We start from the raw sequence: 21,218 nt of genomic DNA, 5'->3' as shown, positions 1-21,218 counted from the left end.
CTGTGCGTCCCATCGCCGCCGCTGGCAGAGCTCACGGCGATTGTCACACGCCAACGGCGTGTCGCGACGGATTACGCGGCTCACACAGTGCGCCGATACTGTCCGCCCACCGCGAAGAAGGCATCGGTGACCTGCTGCAATGTGCACACCCGCGCCGCGTCCATGAGCACATCGAAAATATTTCCGTCGGTGTGCGCCACCTCGGTCAGCCGGGCCAGCGCGCGATGGGATTCTTCGGCGTGATCAGCCTGGAAACCGTGCAGCCGGTCCAGTTGGGAGCGGCGTTCGGTTTCGGTGCCGCGAGCCAGTTCCAGCGGGGCGTGTTCGGTGTCGTCGTCGCGGCCGCGGAAGGTGTTCACCCCCACGATCGGCAGCGATCCGTCGTGTTTGCGCTGCTCGTAGCGCATGGACTCGTCCTGGATGCGGCCGCGCTGATAGCCGGTCTCCATCGCGCCGAGCACTCCGCCGCGTTCGCTGATCCGCTCGAATTCGACCAGCACGGCCTCTTCGACGAGATCGGTGAGTTCGTCGACGACGAAACTGCCCTGGAGCGGATTCTCGTTGACGGCCAGCCCCCATTCTTTGGCGATGATGAGCTGAATCGCCAGCGCGCGGCGCACCGAATCCTCGGTCGGGGTGGTCACCGCCTCGTCGAAGGCGTTGGTGTGCAGGCTGTTGCAATTGTCGTAGACGGCGATCAGCGCCTGCAGAGTGGTGCGAATGTCGTTGAACTGCATTTCCTGCGCGTGTAGCGAACGCCCGGAGGTCTGCACGTGGTACTTGAGTTTCTGGGCGCGTTCGCCCGCACCGTACCGGTCGCGCATCGCGATCGCCCAGATCCGGCGGGCCACCCGGCCGATCACCGTGTATTCGGGGTCCATGCCATTGGAGAAGAAGAACGACAGATTCGGGGCGAAGTCGTCGATCGCCAACCCGCGCGCCAGGTAGGTCTCCACATAGGTGAATCCGTTGGCGAGGGTGAAAGCGAGCTGGCTGATGGGATTCGCGCCTGCCTCGGCGATGTGATACCCCGAAATCGAGACCGAATAGAAGTTCCGGACGTTGTTGCGCACGAACCATTCCTGGACGTCGGCCATCATGCGCAGGCTGAATTCGGTGGAGAACAGGCAGGTGTTCTGGCCCTGGTCCTCCTTGAGGATGTCGGCCTGCACCGTGCCGCGCACGGTCGACAGCGTGCGTGCCCGGATATCGGCGGCTTCCGCCGGTGTCGGCTCGCGCCCTTCGGCATCGGAGAAGCGCTGCAGCGCTTGATCGATCGCGGTGTTGAGGAAGAAGGCGAGGATGGTCGGGGCGGGGCCGTTGATGGTCATCGAGACCGAGGTGGTCGGGGCGCCGAGGTCGAAACCGTCGAACAGGGTGCGCATGTCCTCGACGGTGGCCACCGAGACACCGGAGGTGCCGACCTTGCCGTAGATGTCGGGGCGTTCGGCCGGGTCGTGGCCGTAGAGGGTGACGGAGTCGAACGCGGTGGACAGGCGGGTGGCTTCGGCGTGGGCGCTGAGGACCTTGAAGCGGCGGTTGGTGCGGGCCGGATCACCCTCGCCCGCGAACATCCTGGCGGGGTCCTCGTTCTCGCGTTTGAAAGGGAAAACGCCTGCGGTGAACGGAAATCGGCCGGGCAGGTTCTCGGCGCGCAGAAAACGCAGGAGGTCGCCGTCGTCGGTGCAGCGGGGCAGGGCCACCCGGGGAATGCTGGTCCCGGACAGGGATTCGCGGCGCAGCGGCGTGCGCAGTTCGCGGTCGCGGATGCGCACCACCTGTTCGTCGCCGCGATAGCTCTCGGCGACCGTCGGCCAGTCGGCCAGTGCCGCGGTCGAGGCCGCGGAGAGGGCGGGACGGGCCTGCGTGAGCAGGTCGGCGACCGCCGCGTCGTCGGGGAGCTCCGCGTGTACCAGTGCCAGCCGTTGAATCCGTTGGGCGGCAGTGGCTTCGCGCCGGGTGTCGGCGTGGTAGCCGCGGACCGTGTCGGCGATGTCGGCCAGATACCGGACCCGTGACGGGGGCACGAGCTGGGCGAAGCGGGTGGAGACCGAGGTGTCGACGCGGGGCAGGGCGCCGGGCTCGAGCGTCAGGCCGTGTTCGGTGAGCAGGCCGGTGAGGTGCTGGTACAGGGCGGTGACGCCGTCGTCGTCGAACGTCGCTGCACTGGTGCCGAAGACCGGCATGTCAGCGGGGCTCGCGCCGAATTCCGCACGGTTGCGGATCAATTGGCGCGCCACATCACGCACCGCGTCGGCCGCGCCACGGCGCTCGTACTTGTTGATCGCGACGACATCGGCGTAGTCGAGCATGTCGATCTTCTCGAGCTGGGACGCGGCGCCGAACTCCGGCGTCATCACATACAGCGCCACATCCACGTGGTCGACGATGCCCGCGTCGCCCTGGCCGATGCCGGGGGTCTCGAGGATGACCAGGTCGTGACCGGCGGCCCGGCAGGCGGCGATCATGGCGTCGATATCGTCGGGCAGTTCGTGATTGCCGCGGGTGGCCAGTGACCGGAAATACACGTGATCACCGTCGAGGGCGTTCATCCGGATCCGGTCACCGAGCAGGGCGCCGCCGGCTCGCCTGCGGGTCGGGTCCACCGCGAGCACGGCGATGCGCAGCTTGTCCTGCTGGTCGGTGCGGAGCCTGCGCACCAATTCATCGGTGAGGGAGGACTTTCCGGACCCGCCGGTGCCGGTGATGCCGAGAACGGGAACACGCCGTGTGGTCGCGGCCGCGAGGATCGCCGCTCGATCGGATTCGGGCAGCGAGCCCTGCTGCAGGCAGGTAATGGTGCGCGCCAAGGCGTTTCGATCCCCGGTATAGAGCGCGTCGAGATCGGGGGCGGTGCGCGCGGGGTCGACATCGCAGAGCTGGATCAGTTCGTTGATCATGCCGGGCAGGCCGAGGCGCTGGCCGTCCTCGGGGGAGAAGATCCGCACGCCGCTCGCCGCGAGCCGCTCGATCTCCTCGGCGACGATCACCCCGCCGCCACCGCCGAAGATCCGCACCTCACCGGCGCCCGCCTCGCGCAGTGCCCGCGCCAGGTATTCGAAGAACTCGATGTGCCCACCCTGATACGAGCTCACCGCGACGCCCTGCACGTCTTCCTCGATCACCGCGTCGACGATCTCGCGCACCGACCGGTTGTGCCCGAGATGGATCACCTCCGCGCCCTGGGCCTGCAGAATCCGCCGCATGATGTTGATCGCCGCGTCGTGCCCGTCGAACAGTGCCGCCGAGGTCACGAATCGCACGGGATTCACCGGAACATGCAGGCTCATGACTGCCTCCGCCATTGATAGAGCGCCCGATACTAGGACATCAAAGTAATTCTACTGTGAACCGCGTCACTTGGCCGCGAAACGCCCCGCCCAGCTTGCGGCGGAATCATCACCGCAGGTCGACATACTCGACGGATGGTTCGCGAGCACCGGGTGGATGTGGCGTTGGAGCGACTGGTGGCGTCCGGGGTGATCAGCGGCGAGCAGCGGGGAGCGGTGCTGCGGGCGGTCGACGAGCAGGAGCGGGCCGGGCGCGCGAGCGGGGGACGGGTGGCCGCCGAGATCGTGGCGTACCTGGGGGCCGCGCTGGTGGCCGCGGGTTTGGGACTGTTCATCGACAAGGCGTGGGCGCAGGTGGCGCAATCGGGCCGGGTGGTGTTGCTGGTGGTGGTGGCCGGGTGCGCGATGTGGGGAGCGGTGGTACTGGCCGAAGGATGCGTGGGCGTGTTCCGCCGGGTGCCGATCGCGTCGGCGGGGCGGGTGCGGCTGGCGGCGGTGCTGCTCGTGCTGGCGGCGGTGGCGGTGACCGGTGCGGTGGCGACGGCGTTCGACGGGCATCATGGCGACGCGACGGCCATCGCGGCCTCGATCGCGGGTCTGTTCGTCGCCGTTCTCGGATATCTGCTGGTGCCGAGCGTGCTCGGAATGGTCGCCGTGGCCTGCTTCGGTGTCGCGAGCATTCTCAATGTCACCTCGGAGCTGTTCGAGGTCCGGTCGCCGTGGCAGGGGATCGCGCTGATGGCGTTCGGTGCGCTGTGGTTCGGACTCGCGTCGGCTCGCCTGCTGGTGGCCGAATGGGCCGGCTATCTCCTCGGCGGGATGATCGCGGTGATCGGCGCGCAATCGGTGACGTTCGGCGAATCGCTGTGGCGACCCTGCCTGACCGCGCTGATCGGGGTGCTCTGCTTCGTGCTGTACGTGCTGCGTCGCGACGCCGTGCTGGTGCTCGGTGGGGCGGCGGGGATCGCGGTCGCGGTCGTGCAGGCGGTGGCCGACTACACCGCGGGAGGGCCGGTCGTCGCGAGCGTGGTGTTGGGGATCGGCGCGCTGGTACTCACCGCGGGGGTGGTGGTCGTGGTCGGCAAGCAGGGATGACCTGCTGTGGGCCTCGGCAGGATCGGTTCAGGTCAGCGGATCAGGGTGGTTTCCTGGGCGCGGATCGTCCGGAAGAAGCGGGGACCCACATCGGCGCCGTCGTGGTTGTAGCTGTCGATGATCTCGGCGAGTTCATCGGCGAGCCGGCGCAGGTCCGCGGTGGCGGTGATGCGGTCGAATTCGTCGGGTTCCCACCCCCACGCGGGGGGTATGTCGGTGATGGTGACGACGATCTGGTCGGCGAACGGGGTCGTCACGGCCACGGTGAGCTGGGCGGGAGCCGCGGCGAGGGGGCTGTGGACGGTGACCTCGCCGGGCGCGCCCGCGGCGACGAAAGTGCGGGCGAAGGCGATGTCCTCGCGGACCGATTCCACGATCGAGGCGGTGCTCGCGTGCCTGCCCGCACGGTGGTGCCGCGAACCGTAGACGCGGTCCGGCGCGGCGCCCGAAGCAGTGTGGTCCGCGGATTTTCGGAGCAATCGGTCCAGCATCCGCTCGGCGGTGGCGCGCTCGCCCGCGCCGGTGTTCTCGTGGTCGATCAGTGCGCGCAGGCGGGTGATCCGCACGAAGTGGTCGCTGCCCATGGCGACGATTGTGCCGCAAATCGGGCGCGGTGGAATGCGTCACAGACGGCGTGGCACAGTTCAGATCCAGGTCACCGGAGAGCGGCGCGGCTCGGTATGGTCTGCACCATCCGTGACCGTTGATTGACAAGAGGGTGGCTGTGACCGAATTCGAGACGATTCTGCTGGAGCGCAAGGGCGGCACCGACGGTAAGGGCGGGGTCGGCTGGATCACCCTGAACCGGCCCAAGGCACTCAATGCTCTCAATGCCCAGGTCCTCGACGACGTCATCGCCGCGCTCGACGAGCTCGACCGCGATGATTCCATCGGCGCCGTCGTGATCACCGGCTCGGCGAAGGCCTTCGCGGCGGGCGCCGACATCAAGGAGATGGCGCCCAAGTCGTACATGGACATGTTCCTGGCCGACTACTTCGCCCGCTGGGACCGCCTGGCCAACTTCCGCAAGCCCACCATCGCCGCCGTCTCCGGGTACGCGCTCGGTGGTGGCTGTGAGCTGGCGATGCTGTGCGACATCCTGATCGCCGCCGACAACGCCAAGTTCGGCCAGCCCGAGATCACCCTCGGCGTCATCCCCGGCATCGGCGGCTCGCAGCGTCTCACCCGCGCGATCGGCAAGGCCAAAGCGATGGATCTGATCCTGACCGGCCGGATGATCGGTGCCGAGGAAGCCGAGCGCTCCGGGCTCGTCTCGCGGGTCGTGCCCGCCGACGAACTGCTCGACACCGCGCTGGAGGCCGCGCAGACCATCGCGTCGATGTCGCTGCCGGTCGCGATGATCGCGAAGGAGGCGGTGAACCGCTCGTTCGAGAGCACGCTCGCCGAGGGGCTGCTGTTCGAACGCCGGGTGTTCCATTCGCTGTTCGCGACCGAGGATCAGAAGGAAGGCATGGCCGCCTTCGTCGAGAAGCGGCCGCCGAACTTCACCAACCGCTAGTTCGGTTTCCAGTGCGGCGCACCGTCGATGAAGTGCGCGGTGCTCGGCGCGGTGCCCTGTTCAGGGGACCGCGCCGAGGGGTTGTCGTTGCTGAGCAGGCCGGCGACCGTGCCACCGAGGGTGGCCGTCACCGCGACCGCGGCGAGAAGTTTTCGGCGACCCTGGCGCGGCGGCACTCCGATGACCCCCGCACCTCGACGCGGCATCCGTAACCGTGCCGAGGGACGGCGGGCGCACAGCAGCACCGCGCCGCGCGCCGAAACATATTCCGGCTCAGGGTCGTACACGATCGGCAGGCCGATCAGCTGGGCCAGATCCGCACGCAGGCTCGGGTTGCGCGCGCAGCCGCCCAGCAGTGCCAGCGCTCCCGGCTGAACCCCTGTCTCCTGGATCAGCAGGCGCACGAACGACGCCGAATGATGCAGTCCCGCTTCGCAGAGGGCGGCCAGATCGCTGCGGGTGAGCACGGCGCGGCCGCCGGTGTCGGCATCGGCGGCGGTGACAACTCTGGTGCGGCTCAACGATTCCCGATGTTCGCGGCTGGCGTGCGCGTCGGCCGAGACGCCACTGCGCGCGAGTTGCCAGCGCAGCAGCGCGTCGTAGCCGTTGCCGCTGATGACGGTGCTGCGTTTGCCCGCGAGGATGGTTTCGGTACGGCAGTCGGCGTGGGTGATGGTCAAACCGGAACTGCCCAGGTCGTAGAGCATCACCGAGTCGATGGCGGGCAGCAGGCCGCTGAAACGCAGATAGCGCAACTGGGCCAGTGGCTCGTCGACGATCGCGAAGTCGGCCTGGCCCGCTGCCGCTCTGATCGCATCGGCCTGTAACTCGCTGCGGCAGGTGACCGCGGTGCCCGAAATGTACTCGTCACGGTCGGCGGCCGCGGCGCGCATGCGATGGATCGCGGTGAGTACCGATTCCTCCACCGATCCGCCCGGCCTGCGCGGTACCTGGATCCGGTCGATGGGCGGCATGTGGGGCTGATCGGAATGGGTCAGCAGCGCACGGGCTCCACCCGCGCCCGCCGACACCCCGAGGATCAGCACCATGCGCTACATCGTGAACCTTTTCGGGCTAGCTGCCAAGGGAATCGGCCGAAGATTCTCCGGTCGATTGCCAGGTCGCGTGGAATGCGAGGTTTTCCGGGTCGTCGACCTCGAAATCGCCCGCGTCGAGACGGAATTGTGCCAGCAGTCGTAACAGGTCGCGGCCCTGGTCGGCGGGCAGGCCGGGTTCGGCGAACACCTCGGCGTTCAGTGCCGCCGTGGCTTCGGCCACGGATTTCCTTCCCGCGCTGGTGATTTCGATGAGAGTTGCCCGTCGGTCGCTGGGGTGCGGGACGCGGACCACCAGCCCGGCGGCTTCGAGCCGATCGACGGTATTGGTCACGCTCGTCGGATGCACCTGCAGGCGCGCACTCGCCTTGGCCATCGGCAGCGCGCCGGTGCGGCTGAAACTGAGCAGCTGCAGGAGTTCGTAGCGGGAGAACGTCAGCCCGGACGGTTTGAGCGCCTCGTCGACGCGCGCCATCACAATCTGCTGCGCCCGAACCAGCGAGGTCACCAGGGCCATCCCGTCGGCGACCGACTCCCAGCCGTGGGCGACCCACTGCCGGTAAGCCTCGGCGATCGGGTCCTCGGAAAGCGGTCTGGGCCGTGACATGAAAACGATCATTCCACGACCCAGCCGCTTTCCCACAGAGCGAGCGGCGGGAATTGAACCCGCGTTAACGGCTTTGCAGACCGTTGCCTAAACCACTCAGCCACGCCCGCCTCGCCATTGATAGTGCCGTGCTCCGGCGCTCGCGGCGAGGGTTGGGATCAGCGTGATCGCAACGTCAGTAGGCCACGGCGGGGCCGTGGACGGTGAGGCGGACGCGGTTGCCGGTGGTGGGGGCGTCGATGCCGGTGCGGCGGACACGGACGGTGCCCGCGCCCTCGGCGAGGTCGATGGTGACGATCACATCGGGGCCGCGGAAGTCGACGGCGGTGACGTGGCCGGAGTGCGGTTCGTCGTCGCCGATCACCTGGGCGGCGAGCTGTTCGGGGCGGATCATCAGGGTCACTTCGCCGGTGGGGGCGCCCGGCTGCACCGGGACGGGCCCCAGGACCGACTTGGCGGTGTCGGCTTCGCAGAGGGCGTCGAGGAGCACACAGTCCCCGAGGAAGCGGGCGGTGAACAGGTCGGCGGGCCGGTGGTAGACCTGCGGCGGCGGCCCGACCTGGGTGAACCGCCCCGCGCGCATGACGGCGACCTGTTCGGCGAAGCTGAGCGCTTCCTCTTGATCGTGGGTGACCAGGATGCTGGTCATGCCCGCGGCGCGCAGCGTGTCGGCCACAGCCTGACGGGTGGTGGCGCGCAGGCCCGTGTCGAGGGCGCTGAACGGCTCGTCGAGCAGCATGAGATCCGGCTTGCGGGCCAGGGCGCGGGCCAGGGCGACACGCTGTTGCTGGCCGCCGGAGAGTTGATGGGGTTTGCGGTCGGCGTAGTCAGGGTCGAGGGAGACCATGGCCAGGAGTTCGATGACACGGGGGCGGTCGCGGTGTGGGCGCAGGCGGTCGACGGCGCCGCGCAGCCCGGTGTGCAGGCCGTAGGCGATATTGTCGGCGACGCTCAGGTGCGGGAACAGGGCGCCGTCCTGGGCGACGTAACCGATTCTCCTGCGCTGTGGTGGTACGCAAATATCTTGGTGCACAACAGTTTCCGAGCCGAGTCGCACCGAACCTGTATCCGGGCCCTCGAATCCGGCGATCACCCGCAGCAGGGTGGTCTTGCCGCAGCCCGACGCGCCGACCACCGCCGTGGCCGTGCCGTTCGGTACGTCGAGGTCGATGTGATCGAGCACCGTGGTGCCACCGAAACTCTTCGAAACCCCTTCGACAACAAGCCGACTCATATCCCGGCCGCCTTTCGTGACTGGGTGAACAGTAGATATGTCACCGGGACGGCGGCGATGATCATGATCAACGCGTACGGTGCCGCGGCCGCGTAGTCGAGTTCGCCCGACTTCGCCCAGAACTGCATGGCCAGAGTGCGCGTACCGGTGGGCGCCAGCAGCAGCGTCGCGGTGAGTTCTGTTGATACCGCGACGAAGACGAGCGCGGCGGCCGACGCGGCGGCGGGCGCAGTCATGCGCAGGGTGACCCGGAAGAAGGTGGTCGAGGCCGATTCGCCCAGCGACCGCGACACCTCTTCGACGCCGACCGGGACCTGGGCCAGCCCGGCTCGCACGCTCACCAACGCGCGGGGCAGGAACATCAGCGCGTAGGCGATCACCACCAGCGACACCGTTTGGTACAGCGGCGGTGTCCAGCGAATGGTGACGGTCACCAGGGCGAGCGCGATCACGATGCCGGGCAGCGAACTGGTGATGTAGTTGGCGCCCTCGATCAGCCGGGCGAACGCGCTCGTGGAACGCACCGCGATCCAGGCGACGGGGAACGCGCACAGCGTGGTGACCAGCGCGGCCGCGGCCGCCAGGCTGATCGTCTGGCCCAGTGCCGCACCGATTTCCGCGGAGTCCCACACCGCTGCACCACCCAGCCACAGCCAGCGCCCGATCGTCCACAGCGGCACGCCGAGCGACCCGGCGACCACCGCTACGAGTACCCCGAACAGCGGCACCCGCAGCCCACCCAGCGCGATCGGCCGCGCCGCCCGCGCCGCACCACCACCCAGCCGGGCGTAGCGCGCGTCGCCGCGCAGCAGCGACTCGCCACCGAGCAGCGCCAGGCAGCACAGCACCAGCACCCCCGCGAGCATGCTGCCCGCCGGACCGGCGAAACTGCTCTGGTACTGCTCGAAGATCGCCGTGGTGAACGTGTCGAAGCGCAACATCACGAACGCGCCGTATTCGGCGAGCAGATGCAGCCCGATCAGCAGGCCGCCACCGAGAATCGCTAATCGCAACTGCGGCAGCGTGATCCGCCAGAACACCGCTAGCGGCCCCGAGCCCAGCGCACGCGCCGACTCCTCGATCGCCGGGTCGAGTCGGCGCAGCGTGGCCGCGACCGGCAGGTACACCAGCGGAAAATACGACATCGTCGCCACGATCACCGCGGCCGACAGGCCGTGCATCGACGGGAAAACGCTCACCCACCCATAACTGTTGACGAACGCGGGCACCGCGAGCGGGGCGACCAGCACCGGCCCCCACCACGCCCGTCCCGGCACATCGGTGCGCTCGACCAGCCAGGCCGACCCGATGCCGAGCACCACACAGACCGGCACCGTGCACACCACCAGCAGCGCGGTGTTCGTCAGCAGCTCGCCCACCCGCGGCCGGAACACCAGCGCGCCGGCCTCACTCAGCCCGGTGTCGAACAGCACCGAGACGATATAGCCCAGCGGCACGAACGTCGCCGCTGTGAGCACCAGTGCGACGAGCGTGCTGAACACCCCGGGCCGACCGACCCGGGGTGTCGACCTCACGAGGGTAGTGCGCACCTAGAGCAGCCCGGCCTCGGTCATCAGCTGGGTGACCTTCTTCGCGTCGAGCTTGCTCGGGTCGATCGCGGGTGCCTGCAGGTCGGCCAGCGGCGGCAGCGCGGGGTTCGCGGCGACATCGCTCGCCACCGGGTACTCCATCGAATCGCCGTCGCGCAGCACCTCCTGGCCCTTCTTCGCGGTGATGAAGGCGAGGAACTTCTGCGCGGACTCCTGCTTCTTGCTCGACTTCAGCACCCCGCCACCCGACACGCTGACGAAGGCGCCGGGGTCCTGGTTCTTGAAGTAGTGCAGCGCCGTGTTCGCGCTGCCCTCCTTGGTCTTGGCCTGGTCGCGGTACCAGTAGTAGTGGTAGATCACGCCGCCGTCGGGATTGCCCGCGTTGACCGCCTTCATGGTCGCGACATTGTTCTGCAGACTGGTCGCGTTGGCCTTCATGCCGCGCAGCCAGGCGCGAGTGACGTCCTCGCCCTTCAGGGCGAGCAAACCGGCCACGATCGCCTGGAAGTCGGCGCCGGACGTGCCCGCCGCCCAGCGGCCCTGCCACTGCGGCTGCGCGAGATCCAGCAGCGAGGCGGGCAGCCCCGCGGTGTTGAGCTTGTCCTTGTTGTAGACGAAAACCGTTGCGCGAGCGGCGACTCCGGTCCACTTACCGGTCGACGGACGGTACCGTTCCGGCACCTGGTCGAGGGTGGCCTTGTCGACATCGGCGAACAGGCCCGCGTTCTCCACCAGTGCCATGGCCGGGGAGTTCTCGGTGAGGAAGGCGTCGGCGGGGGAGTTGGCGCCCTCGGCGACGAGCTGATTGCCCAGCGCGGTGTCACCACCCTGGCGCAGGGTGACCTTGATGCCGGTCTCCTCGGTGAACGCCGCGACCCACTCCTTGGTGAGCGACTCGTGCTGGGCGTTGTAGACGGTGATCTCGTCGGCGCTGCCCGAGGACGAGGAGCAGGCGCTGAGGCCGAGGGTCGCCACGGCGACCGCCATCAGTCCGGCCAGAGGTTTCCAACTGCGCGAGGTCATTCGCGTCCTTCCACCAAGGGTCCCCATCCTATGATGAGGCTTGCCTAAGGAAGATACCCCGCGTGACGTGCACAGATGCGGACGACCGGCGAATCAGAGTCCGGACAGATCGCGGGTGACGGCGTGATTGCGGTCCTCGATCGTGCCGAGGAGATAGTCCGGTGCGGTGCCGAAATACTGGCCGCGAGTCAGGCTGCTCCAGCGGCGGGCGTCCTCGGATCGGGTCTTGTGGAAGTTCACCCGGTAGCCGCCCTCGTAGACGTGGAGCAGGCAGTAACCGCCCGGATACTCCTTCACCGCACCGACTTCCAGGAATTCCACCGCGCAGGGCAGGTCGGGCCGGGTGCGTCTGGTTCGGTGGGTGTGACCGCTGTGGTGCAGGAAGACGCCCGGCGCCTGCTGGTAGAGGCTCTGTAGTTCGAGGGCGGTCGCGCGGTCGAGGATGAAGCCGGGGCCGCCGATATTGGTGAAGCCCGCCTCGGCGGTGACGGGGTGGTGTCCGAACACGATGGTCGGCCGGTCCGGGTCGGCGCGCAGCGTTTCGGTGAGGGCGTCGAGTTGCGGGCGGTCCATGGTGCCGCCCGCGGCATCCGGGGCGCTGGTGTCGAGGCCGAGGATGCGCAGGTCACCGAGGTGGTGTTCGGTCAATTGCTGACGGGGCAGGAACTGATCGCCCCAGCAGTCGGCGCAGTCCGGATAGTCGTGCGGGCGGTCGTGGTTGCCGCGGGCGACCAGGTAGTCGGTGCCGAGAGTTCCCCATGCGTCCAGACGTTGTCGGACAGCACGTGATTCGTCGGCGGTGGCCTCGTTCGTGAGGTCGCCTGCCAGCAGCAGGAGCGAGGCGTCGCGGGCGCTGATATCAGCGAGGAGGCCGTCGAGCATGAACCGCGGATAGGGCGGGTCGCTCTGGTATCCGGGTGGGAAACCCGCGATCACGATGCCGCTCACCGTCTCGCCGTAGTGCACGTCGTTGGCCAGGGCGATGGTGTGTAGCAGACGTCCGGGAGGTGTTGTGAGCGTGGTGAATTCGCCACGGGCTTCGGGAGCGCCGGATGCCGCCGTGGTGAGCGCCGGGGCAGGGAGCGCGCGAATTCCGTTGGACAGGGCCTGGAATCGGTACGGGCGGCCGGGCTCGAGGTCGTCGATCTCGGCGTAGTGGAACGGGGTTCTGGAGTCGTCGTGGTAGACGGTGAACGGCTCGCGGGGCGAATCCACCGGGGCCAGGCGCACTTCGGTATCGGCGGGGACCGGAAAGGGCCGGCCTGCCGGATCGAGACCGAACGTGGTCCAGGTCAGCACCGCGCCACGATCGGTCACGGTGACGATTTCCAGATCGAGCGCGATCAGCGGATCGAATTGCGCCGCAACGGAACCCGGTATCGCCGCGGCGAGCGCCGCGCCCGCCGCGGCGGCCAGTACGGTTCGGCGCGACGCTCCGCAGCAGCCCATGCTGTCGAGCGTAACGGCGGTTCCAGGCGATACCGGGAAGCGTCACCGGGTGTTCGGTCAGTGTTTGTTGGCCGGTGCCGAGCAGATCTTCCAGGTGCCGTCTTCCTTGGTGAGGTGCTCCTCGGTACTCGACTCGGTATCGGGCTCCTCGCCCTCCACCGACAGCGTCAGCTGACCGGTGACCGTCGCTTTCGCGTCGTCGCCGGTGATGACGATGTCCTTGACCTCGTCGATCGTCACCTGCACCGTCGCCCGCTCGAACTGCGCCCGCTGCTCGGGGGTGAGATTGTCGATCTCCGTGCGATCCGCCTGGCAGGCCAGCTGCGCGGCGGCGATGAAACCGTCGGCATCGAGCGTGTCGTAGAAGTCGCGCACCGCGACGTCGATCTGCTTCTCGTCCGACGACAACGGCGTACGCCCCTGCAACGTGAGCACGACCCCCGTCACCAGCACACCGACGACCACCAACGCGACGATCCCCAACGCCACGAACAACCCGGTCCGCTTCTTCTTCGGTGCGGGCGGCGGCACGAACACATCGGGCCCACCCGGATACTCGGGCCCCGGCGGCCCCCCGGCCCCGAACCCCGCATGCGGATACCCCGGCGGCCCGGACGGCATCCCCGGATCGCCGGGCGGCTGCTGACCGAAGGGAGGCTGTTGTCCCTCGGGCGGATTCGTCATGGCAACGCTCCTGATGTCATCGGGGGCGTCGACCCCCAAAACCTATGGAACCGTGCGAGATCAAACCTGAATATCGAACAAACGAGGCGAACCATAACCTCCGCGCTCCACTCGACCTCACCCGGGTCTGGATGCCTCCGTGAAGGCAAGATGAAGCCATGACGGCGTCGAGTGGGGACTTGCCTGGCTCGGTGGCCGATCGAAACCTTGTCCTGGCTCGGCAACGAGAAAGGCCCCGACCAAGTGGTCGGGGCCTTCTTCGGTGCCCTCGGCAGGAATCGAACCTGCGGCCTTCTGCTCCGGAGGCAGACGCTCTATCCCCTGAGCTACGAGGGCGGGATAGATGCCGGTCGCGGTGAGGCGATCGGGCAGCGACAGCGTATCGCATCGAGTGCGGTGCGCCAAAAACTGTGCCGGACCGGGGGTTGGGGCCGGTCCGGCCGCGGTTGTCAGCCGAGGGGGAGGGGGGTGGCGTTGCGGGCGGCGAGCATGGTGGTCATCAGCTGCGATTCGCCCTCTTGGGTTTTCGACATCGTGGCGGCCAGGGTGCGGACCGCGGTGGTGTCGGCGTGCTCGGCGGCGTAGTCGAGCATCGGGACGCCGCCCTGGTGATGGCGCAGCATCAGTTGCAGGAACATCGTGTCCAGTGCGGGGCCGGTGGATCGGCGCAGCGCGGTCATCTCCTCCTGGCTCGCCATGCCGGGCATGGACTGCATCGGGCCCGACATCGCCGGCTCGGCGGTGGAACCACCGTGGTGGCCGGTGCTGCCGTGGTTGTCGCTCATCCAGCCCATGTAGCCGTCGACGTTCTGGTTGGACTCGCCCCACAGCTGCAACCAGGCCTGCATGCGGCCGATCTGGTTCTGCTGGGTGGTCAGGATGTCGTAGGCGAGGCGACGCACATCGTTGTCGGTGGAGGCGATCAGGGCCACCCCGGCCATGTCGACGGCCTGCGCGTGATGCGCCGACATGTCCTGACTGAAACCGATGTCGACCGCGCTCGGCTCCGGTTCGGCGTTCTTCTCCAGCGGCATCCGCAACAACACACCCGCCACCGCGCCGAGCAGCAGCAGACCGATCGCGCCGAGAACGAGCACCGCCCCGGCCGGGCGACGCGCGCTCGACTCGGGCGCGGTGTCGTCGGGTTCGACCGTGCTCTCCTGCGCGCTCACTACTGACCCGCGGGCAGGCCGCCCGGCATCGGGATGTTCGGCAGGCCGGGGATGCCCGAGCCCGTGCCGCCGCCACCGAGTTCGGTCTGGTCCTGCGTCAGGCCCTTGCCGTCCATCGGGACCGCTTCGGGACCGTAGGGCGAGGAGTCGAACGGCGGCGGGTTGTTCGCGTCGAAGATCGGGTTCGAGCAGCTCGCGCCGACCTCGGGGTAGGCGTAGGGATTCTCACGCAGGGCGGAGATGAACTGCTTGATCCGCGCGTCGTCGGCGTTGTCCAGCTTGAGCTGGTGGCCCCACGACTGCAGCGAGACCGCCGAGTCCAGACCCGGGTACGGCGACATCAGCGAGTACTGACGGCCCTTGACGAAGTTCGACAGCTTCTCGACACCGGCCGCGTCGACCTTGTCGGGGTTGTAGGCGATCCAGACCGCGCCGTGCTCGAGCGAGTGCACCGCGTTCTCCATGCGGATCGGCTTGGCGTACACGGTGCCCGTGCAGTTCGCCCACGCGCCGTCGTGCGGGCCACCGAAGGCGGGGGCCTTGTCATAGGCCACGCGCTGGCTGGCGGTCACGTGCAGACCGGCCGGGTACTCCGACTTCACGACGCCGTCGATCTTCGCCGACGGGTCCTGGTTCTCCTTGGAGGGGACCCATTCCTTGAGGTCGGTCTGGGCCTCGCGGATCGCGGCCTGGTCCATGTACTTGGGCACCAGGCTGTAGGCCAGCAGCCCGATCAGCGCGACGATGGCGACGCCCGCGCCGAGCAGCACCCATGGGGTGTCGCGCTTCTTGCCCGGAAGGTTGCCCTTGCGGGTCTTGCGGGACGGAGACGACTTCCCCGCGGCCCGCACGGCCTTGGCTGATGTGGCGCTGGTCCTGCTAGGCATCGCTCGTTGTGCTCTTTCGACGTGTGGATCGGTGGGTTCGTGGCGGGCGGTCGTGGTTGCAAGGGGCCCAGCCAATAGGATAGAGACTCGTGACTCCAGCTGACCTTGCAGATCTCCTTCGTACCACCGCGGCGAAGGTGCTTGTCGAACGCGGACTGGACTCGTCGGTCCTGCCCGAGCAGGTCACAGTGGAGCGTCCGCGCAACCCCGAACACGGCGACTATGCCACGAATGTAGCGATGCAGGTGGCCAAGCGGGTCGGAACCAACCCCCGCGAGCTGGCAGGCTGGCTCGCCGAGGCGCTGTCGGCCACCGAGGGGATCGATGTGGCCGAGATCGCCGGGCCCGGCTTCCTGAACATTCGTCTCGCCGCTTCGGCGCAGGGCGTCATCGTCAGCCAGATCCTGGCCGCGGGGCAGATCTACGGCACCGGGTCCGCGCTGGCAGGCACCAAGATCAACCTCGAGTTCGTCTCCGCGAACCCGACCGGTCCGGTGCACCTCGGCGGTACCCGCTGGGCCGCCGTCGGTGACGCGCTGGGTCGCATCCTGGCCGCTCAGGGCGCCGACGTGACGCGGGAGTACTACTTCAACGACCACGGCGCGCAGATCGACCGCTTCGCGAAGTCGCTGGTCGCCTCCGCACTGGGCGAACCGACCCCGGAGGACGGGTACGCGGGCGAGTACATCGCCGAGATCAGCGCGGGCATCGTCGCCGCGCATCCCGATGTGCTCACCCTGCCCGCCGACGAGCGGCACGAGGTGTTCCGCAGCGAGGGCGTGCAGCAGATGTTCGCCCAGATCCGCGCGGACCTGCACGAGTTCGGCACGGATTTCGACGTGTACTTCAACGAGAGCGAACTGTTCGCCTCCGGCGCCGTCGAACAGGCCGTCGAGCAGCTGAAGAACTCGGGCAACCTGTACGAGAAGGACGGCGCCTGGTGGATCGCCAGCACCGAATACGGCGACGACAAGGACCGGGTGGTCCTCAAGAGCGACGGCAACGCCGCCTACATCGCCGGTGACATCGCCTACTTCCAGAACAAGCGTGGCCGCGGTTTCGACCTGGCCATCTACATGCTCGGCGCCGACCACCACGGCTACATCGGCCGGTTGAAGGCCGCCGCCGCCGCGTTCGGCGACAACCCCGACACCGTCGAGGTGCTGATCGGGCAGATGGTGAACCTGGTGCGCGACGGCGTCGCCGTGAAGATGAGCAAGCGTGCGGGCACCGTGGTGACTCTCAACGACCTGGTCGAACAGATCGGTGTCGACGCCTCGCGCTACTCGCTGGTGCGTTCCTCGGTGAACTCGAGTATCGACATCGACCTGGACCTGTGGACCAAGGCGAGCAGCGAGAACCCGGTCTACTACGTCCAGTACGCGCACTCGCGGACCAACAGCATCATCGGCAATGCCGCGAAGTACCCCGAATTCGCTTCTGTCGAACCGGATTTCGCGCTGATGACCTCCGGTCGCGAAGGCGATCTGATCCGCACCCTCGGCGACTTCCCGCGCGTGGTCGCGACCGCCGCCGATACCCGCGAACCGCATCGCATCGCCCGCTACCTCGAAGAACTGGCCGGTGTGTACCACCCGTTCCAGTCCGACGACGACATGCGCGTGCTGCCCAAGGGCGACGACGCCGTCACCCCGCTCAACGCGGCTCGCCTCGAACTGGTCAAGGCGACCCGTCAGGTGCTGGCCAACGGCCTTGCCCTGCTCGGCGTGAGCGCACCGGAGCGCATGTGAACACCGGCAAGCTTTTCAGGAAGGACGCACTGCGATGAGTGCACACCCGGCCGGTCCCCGGCACGCAGAGATCCCGCACGCGCCGAGTCTGGCCGAGCGCCCGACCGACCCGAGGGAGATGATCGACCTCCCCGACAACGTCTGGCCGCGCAATGCCTCGCGCGGTGACGACGGTGTGGTCGCGCTGGCGGGCGTGCCCGTCACCCAGCTCGCCGAGCAGTACGGCACGCCGCTGTTCGTGATCGACGAGGACGACTTCCGCTCGCGCTGCCGCGACATGGTCGCCGCGTTCGGGCCGAACGCCCGCGTGCACTACGCGTCCAAGGCGTTCCTGTGTGGCGAGATCGCGCGCTGGATCCGTGACGAGGGCCTTTCCCTCGACGTGTGCTCCGGCGGCGAGCTCGCGGTGGCGCTGAATGCCGGTTTCCCGGCCGAGCGCATCGCGCTGCACGGCAACAACAAGTCGGTGCCCGAGCTCGAAGCGGCCGTCACGGCCGGTGTGGGGCACGTGGTCGTCGACTCGCTCTACGAGATCGAGCGGCTCGAAGCGGTCGCCGGTGCGGCGGGCGTGGTGCAGGACGTGCTGGTCCGCGTGACCGTCGGCGTCGAGGCACACACCCACGAGTACATCTCCACCGCGCACGAGGACCAGAAGTTCGGCTTCTCGATCGCGGGCGGCGACGCCATGGAAGCCCTCGCGCGCGTCTTCGAGGCCGACAACCTGCGTCTGGTCGGTCTGCACAGCCACATCGGCTCGCAGATCTTCGAACTCGACGGTTTCGAGATCGCCGCGCGCCGCATGCTCGGCCTGCTGCGCGAGGCCATCGACAAGTTCGGTATCGACCGCACCGCCCAGATCTCGACCCTGGATCTCGGCGGTGGTCTCGGCATTTCGTACCTGCCGAGCGACAACCCGCCGCCGCTGGGTGAATTCGCCACCAACCTGCGCGCTCTGGTCGCGGCCGAAGCCGCCCGTGCCGGGCTGCCCGAGCCGACCATCGCCGTGGAACCGGGTCGCGCGATCGCGGGTCCCGGCACCGTCACTCTGTACGAGGTCGGCACCATCAAGGATGTCGAACTCGACGGTGGCGCGCGCCGTCGCTACGTCAGTGTGGACGGCGGGATGAGCGACAATATCCGCCCCGCGCTGTACCAGGCCGACTACGATTGCCGTCTGGTCTCGCGCTCCTCGGACGCCCATGCGGTCGTCGCGCGCGTGGTCGGAAAGCATTGCGAGAGTGGCGATATCGTCATTCGTGACACGTGGATGCCCGCCGATGCGGCCCCCGGTGACCTGGTGGCCGTGGCGGCGACCGGTGCGTACTGCTACTCGATGTCGAGCCGCTACAACCTGCTCACCCGGCCCGCCGTGGTCGCGGTGCGTGACGGTGCGGCGCGACTGATTCTGCGCCGGGAAACGGTGGCGGACCTGCTCAGCCTGGAGGTGGAAGAATGAACGGCACCAATGACGCGGGACGTCCGCTCGGCGTAGCCGTGCTCGGGATGGGCACTGTCGGCACCGAGGTGGTTCGCGTGCTGCGCGATCACGCCGATGACCTGCGTTCGCGCGTCGGAGCACCGCTCGTGCTGCGCGGTGTCGCGGTGCGCGACATCGGCAAGGACCGCGGTCTGCCCGCCGAGCTGCTCACTACCGACGCCTCCGCGCTCGTCGCTCGCGACGATGTCGACCTGGTCGTCGAGGTCATGGGCGGCATCGACCCCGCCCGCAAGCTGATCGGCGACGCGCTCAACGCGGGCAAGTCCGTCGTCACCGCCAACAAGGCGCTGCTGGCCGACTACACCGGCGAACTCGCCGCCGCCGCCGAGGGCAGCCGCGCCGACCTGTACTTCGAGGCCGCCGTCGCCGGTGCGATCCCGGTGGTCCGGCCGCTGATCCAGTCGCTGTCGGGTGACCGGGTGAACAAGGTCGTCGGCATCGTCAACGGCACCACCAACTTCATCCTCTCCGCGATGGACGAGACCGGCGCGGCCTACGACGACGTGCTCGCCGAGGCCACCGCGCTCGGCTACGCCGAGGCCGACCCCACCGCCGACGTCGAGGGCTACGACGCTGCCGCCAAGGCTGCGATCCTGGCCTCGCTGGCGTTCCACACCCGGGTGACCGCGGCCGATGTCTATCGCGAGGGCATCTCCAAGATCACCGCCGAAGACCTCGAGACCGCGTCGGCCGTCGGCTGCACGGTCAAGCTGCTCGCCATCTGCGAGCGCGTCTCGGCCGGTCCGGGTGAGCCGACGCTGGAAGAGGGCGGCAAGGATCGCGTCTCGGTGCGCGTCTACCCGGCGCTCATCCCGCGCAAGCACCCGCTGGCCTCGGTGAACGGCGCGTTCAACGCCGTCGTGGTGGAAGCCGACAACGCCGGTCGCCTGATGTTCTACGGGCAGGGCGCCGGTGGCGCCCCCACCGCGTCGGCCGTGCTCGGTGACCTGGTGATGGCCGCGCGTAACAAGTTCTACGGTGGTCGTGCGCCCGGCGAATCGGTCTATGCTGAGCTGCCGATCGCGCCGATCGGCGACACCCCCACCCGCTACCACGTGAACCTGCAGGTGGAGGACCGTCCCGGCGTGCTCGCCGCGGTCGCCGACACCTTCGCCCAGCACGGGGTGAGCATCTCGACCGTGCGTCAGCAGGGCCACGGCGACGGCGCCCGGCTCGTGGTCGTCACCCACCATGCGGTGGAGTCGTCGCTGGCAGATACTGTCGCCGTATTGGCGGACATGGAATCCGTCACCGCTGTGACCAGCGTTCTCAGATTGGAAGGCACCGAAGAATGACGAACGGCATCGCCCCCCAGACCGGCGTGCACTCGCGCTGGCCCGGTCTGATCGCTGCCTACCGCGACCGCTTGGCCGGCGCGGCCGACTGGGAGCCGGTGACCCTGTTCGAGGGCGGTACCCCGCTGGTCCCCGCGCCGCACCTGTCCGCGCTCACCGGGTGCGAGGTGTATCTCAAGGTCGAGGGTGCCAACCCGACCGGTTCGTTCAAGGACCGCGGCATGACCATGGCGATGACCGACGCCAAGTACCGCGGCCAGAAGGCCGTGCTGTGCGCGTCGACCGGCAACACCTCGGCCTCGGCCGCGGCGTACGCCACCCGCGCGGGCATGGAATGCGCCGTGCTGATCCCGCAGGGCAAGATCGCGATGGGCAAGCTGGCCCAGGCCGTGATGCTCGGCGCCAAGATCATCCAGGTCGAGGGCAACTTCGACGACTGCCTCGAGCTCGCGCGCAAGGTGACCGCGGAGTTCCCGCAGGTGGGCCTCGTGAACTCGGTGAACCCGGCGCGTATCGAAGGCCAGAAGACCGCCTCGTTCGAGATCTGCGATGTACTCGGCAAGGCGCCCGATGTGCACGTGCTGCCGGTCGGCAACGCGGGCAACATCACCGCCTACTGGCGTGGATACCGCGAGTACTACGCCGACGGCATCACCTCGGTGCTGCCGCGCATGCTCGGTGTCCAGGCCGCCGGTGCCGCGCCGCTGGTCAACGGTGCGCCGGTGAAGGACCCGGAGACCATCGCGACCGCCATCCGGATCGGCGCCCCGGCGTCGTGGAACGGTGCGATGGAAGCCAAGGAGCAGTCCGGTGGCGCGTTCCGCGCGGCCACCGACGACGAGATCCTGGCCGCCTACCGCCTCGTCGCCGCGAAAGAGGGCGTCTTCGTGGAGCCCGCGTCGGCCGCGAGCGTGGCCGGTCTGCTGGCCGCGCGCAAGGAAGGCTGGCTGGATTCGGGCCTGACCGTCGTGTGCACCGTGACCGGCAACGGTCTCAAGGACCCCGACAACGCGCTGGCCGGAATGCCCGAGGTCAAGCCGATCGCGGTCGACCCGGTCGCTATCGCCCGCGAACTCGAGCTGGCCTGAGTTGACCGCACCCGAGCCAAC

17 protein-coding genes and 2 tRNA genes are annotated in these 21,218 nt (G+C 68.4%); 6 read left to right on the top strand and 13 right to left on the bottom strand.

Annotated features, from left to right (window positions below):
* Positions 1-80 precede the first annotated feature (80 nt).
* Entirely contained in the window at positions 81-3,290 is a 3,210-nt protein-coding gene (gene icmF / locus ACFQ9R_RS32370) for a fused isobutyryl-CoA mutase/GTPase IcmF (RefSeq protein WP_378996210.1), read from the bottom strand.
* Between the two features lie 135 nt (positions 3,291-3,425).
* Here icmF and ACFQ9R_RS32365 point away from each other — a divergent pair, with 135 nt between their 5' ends.
* Positions 3,426-4,385 (top strand): DUF2157 domain-containing protein, encoded by a 960-nt coding sequence (locus ACFQ9R_RS32365; protein ID WP_378996208.1) that lies wholly within the window; start codon positions 3,426-3,428, stop codon positions 4,383-4,385.
* A 32-nt stretch (positions 4,386-4,417) separates the two neighbouring features.
* Here the strand turns inward: ACFQ9R_RS32365 and ACFQ9R_RS32360 are convergent, their stop codons facing one another.
* Entirely contained in the window at positions 4,418-4,969 is a 552-nt protein-coding gene (locus ACFQ9R_RS32360) for a hypothetical protein (protein WP_378996206.1), read from the bottom strand.
* 140 nt (positions 4,970-5,109) lie between these two features.
* On the opposite strand from ACFQ9R_RS32360, the gene ACFQ9R_RS32355 reads away from it, so the two are divergent.
* Entirely contained in the window at positions 5,110-5,904 is a 795-nt protein-coding gene (locus ACFQ9R_RS32355; RefSeq protein ID WP_378663168.1) for an enoyl-CoA hydratase, read from the top strand.
* On the opposite strand, the gene ACFQ9R_RS32350 is transcribed toward ACFQ9R_RS32355, so the two are convergent.
* The 11 genes from ACFQ9R_RS32350 to ACFQ9R_RS32300 form a co-directional block, all read right to left on the bottom strand.
* On the bottom strand, positions 5,901-6,953 hold the full coding sequence (locus tag ACFQ9R_RS32350) for a hypothetical protein (RefSeq protein WP_378996204.1): 1,053 nt from the start codon (positions 6,951-6,953) through the stop codon (positions 5,901-5,903). The genes ACFQ9R_RS32355 and ACFQ9R_RS32350 overlap by 4 nt on opposite strands.
* Positions 6,954-6,978: 25 nt before the next feature.
* On the bottom strand, positions 6,979-7,566 hold the full coding sequence (locus ACFQ9R_RS32345; RefSeq protein ID WP_378996202.1) for a MarR family winged helix-turn-helix transcriptional regulator: 588 nt from the start codon (positions 7,564-7,566) through the stop codon (positions 6,979-6,981).
* 38 nt (positions 7,567-7,604) lie between these two features.
* Positions 7,605-7,676 (bottom strand) — tRNA-Cys (locus ACFQ9R_RS32340).
* 65 nt (positions 7,677-7,741) lie between these two features.
* Positions 7,742-8,800, bottom strand: a complete 1,059-nt coding sequence (locus ACFQ9R_RS32335; RefSeq protein ID WP_378996199.1) for an ABC transporter ATP-binding protein — start codon at positions 8,798-8,800, stop codon at positions 7,742-7,744.
* Complete coding sequence (locus tag ACFQ9R_RS32330) at positions 8,797-10,335, bottom strand: ABC transporter permease (RefSeq protein WP_378996197.1); 1,539 nt, start codon at positions 10,333-10,335, stop codon at positions 8,797-8,799. Before ACFQ9R_RS32330 ends, ACFQ9R_RS32335 begins: the two co-directional genes overlap by 4 nt.
* Positions 10,336-10,350: 15 nt before the next feature.
* On the bottom strand, positions 10,351-11,373 hold the full coding sequence (locus ACFQ9R_RS32325) for an iron ABC transporter substrate-binding protein (RefSeq protein ID WP_378663182.1): 1,023 nt from the start codon (positions 11,371-11,373) through the stop codon (positions 10,351-10,353).
* 93 nt (positions 11,374-11,466) lie between these two features.
* On the bottom strand, positions 11,467-12,822 hold the full coding sequence (locus ACFQ9R_RS32320; protein ID WP_378996195.1) for a metallophosphoesterase: 1,356 nt from the start codon (positions 12,820-12,822) through the stop codon (positions 11,467-11,469).
* Positions 12,823-12,879: 57 nt separating this feature from the next.
* Complete coding sequence (locus tag ACFQ9R_RS32315; protein ID WP_378996193.1) at positions 12,880-13,506, bottom strand: hypothetical protein; 627 nt, start codon at positions 13,504-13,506, stop codon at positions 12,880-12,882.
* A gap of 263 nt (positions 13,507-13,769) precedes the next feature.
* Positions 13,770-13,842, bottom strand: a tRNA-Arg gene (locus ACFQ9R_RS32310).
* A gap of 113 nt (positions 13,843-13,955) precedes the next feature.
* Entirely contained in the window at positions 13,956-14,678 is a 723-nt protein-coding gene (locus tag ACFQ9R_RS32305) for a DUF305 domain-containing protein (protein WP_378996191.1), read from the bottom strand.
* A complete protein-coding gene (locus ACFQ9R_RS32300; protein WP_378996189.1) occupies positions 14,678-15,565 on the bottom strand; it encodes a DUF3105 domain-containing protein in 888 nt (295 codons plus the stop codon). The genes ACFQ9R_RS32305 and ACFQ9R_RS32300 overlap by 1 nt, the downstream gene beginning before the upstream one ends.
* Positions 15,566-15,654: 89 nt before the next feature.
* Here ACFQ9R_RS32300 and argS point away from each other — a divergent pair, with 89 nt between their 5' ends.
* The 4 genes from argS to thrC are packed head-to-tail and all read left to right on the top strand — an operon-like array spanning position 15,655 to position 21,197.
* Positions 15,655-17,316: an arginine--tRNA ligase gene (argS, locus tag ACFQ9R_RS32295; protein WP_378996187.1), complete on the top strand. Its 1,662-nt coding sequence runs from the start codon at positions 15,655-15,657 to the stop codon at positions 17,314-17,316.
* Between the two features lie 34 nt (positions 17,317-17,350).
* Entirely contained in the window at positions 17,351-18,772 is a 1,422-nt protein-coding gene (gene lysA, locus ACFQ9R_RS32290) for a diaminopimelate decarboxylase (RefSeq protein WP_378996185.1), read from the top strand.
* Positions 18,769-20,109 carry a homoserine dehydrogenase gene (locus ACFQ9R_RS32285; RefSeq protein WP_378996183.1) on the top strand — a complete coding sequence of 447 codons (1,341 nt, stop codon included), beginning with the start codon at positions 18,769-18,771 and terminating at the stop codon, positions 20,107-20,109. Before lysA ends, ACFQ9R_RS32285 begins: the two co-directional genes overlap by 4 nt.
* Positions 20,106-21,197, top strand: coding sequence for a threonine synthase (thrC, locus tag ACFQ9R_RS32280; protein WP_378635756.1), 1,092 nt, complete (start codon positions 20,106-20,108; stop codon positions 21,195-21,197). The genes ACFQ9R_RS32285 and thrC overlap by 4 nt, the downstream gene beginning before the upstream one ends.
* The last annotated feature ends 21 nt before the right edge of the window (positions 21,198-21,218 follow it).

It is taken from the genome of Nocardia sp. NPDC056541 (assembly GCF_042794235.1).
Lineage (GTDB): Bacteria > Actinomycetota > Actinomycetes > Mycobacteriales > Mycobacteriaceae > Nocardia.
Note: the sequence above shows the minus strand (reverse complement) of the source record. Positions and strands in the feature narration are given on the sequence as shown.

What these genes read in the sequence shown, in the direction of transcription:
- icmF (WP_378996210.1), bottom strand. Translation starts at nt 3,290, where the DNA reads ATGAGCCTGCATGTTCCGGTGAATCCCGTGCGATTCGTGACCTCGGCG.
- ACFQ9R_RS32365 (WP_378996208.1), top strand. Translation starts at nt 3,426, where the DNA reads ATGGTTCGCGAGCACCGGGTGGATGTGGCGTTGGAGCGACTGGTGGCG.
- ACFQ9R_RS32360 (WP_378996206.1), bottom strand. Translation starts at nt 4,969, where the DNA reads ATGGGCAGCGACCACTTCGTGCGGATCACCCGCCTGCGCGCACTGATC.
- ACFQ9R_RS32350 (WP_378996204.1), bottom strand. Translation starts at nt 6,953, where the DNA reads ATGGTGCTGATCCTCGGGGTGTCGGCGGGCGCGGGTGGAGCCCGTGCG.
- ACFQ9R_RS32345 (WP_378996202.1), bottom strand. Translation starts at nt 7,566, where the DNA reads ATGTCACGGCCCAGACCGCTTTCCGAGGACCCGATCGCCGAGGCTTAC.
- ACFQ9R_RS32335 (WP_378996199.1), bottom strand. Translation starts at nt 8,800, where the DNA reads ATGAGTCGGCTTGTTGTCGAAGGGGTTTCGAAGAGTTTCGGTGGCACC.
- ACFQ9R_RS32325 (WP_378663182.1), bottom strand. Translation starts at nt 11,373, where the DNA reads ATGACCTCGCGCAGTTGGAAACCTCTGGCCGGACTGATGGCGGTCGCC.
- ACFQ9R_RS32320 (WP_378996195.1), bottom strand. Translation starts at nt 12,822, where the DNA reads ATGGGCTGCTGCGGAGCGTCGCGCCGAACCGTACTGGCCGCCGCGGCG.
- ACFQ9R_RS32315 (WP_378996193.1), bottom strand. Translation starts at nt 13,506, where the DNA reads ATGACGAATCCGCCCGAGGGACAACAGCCTCCCTTCGGTCAGCAGCCG.
- ACFQ9R_RS32300 (WP_378996189.1), bottom strand. Translation starts at nt 15,565, where the DNA reads ATGCCTAGCAGGACCAGCGCCACATCAGCCAAGGCCGTGCGGGCCGCG.
- lysA (WP_378996185.1), top strand. Translation starts at nt 17,351, where the DNA reads ATGAGTGCACACCCGGCCGGTCCCCGGCACGCAGAGATCCCGCACGCG.
- ACFQ9R_RS32285 (WP_378996183.1), top strand. Translation starts at nt 18,769, where the DNA reads ATGAACGGCACCAATGACGCGGGACGTCCGCTCGGCGTAGCCGTGCTC.
- thrC (WP_378635756.1), top strand. Translation starts at nt 20,106, where the DNA reads ATGACGAACGGCATCGCCCCCCAGACCGGCGTGCACTCGCGCTGGCCC.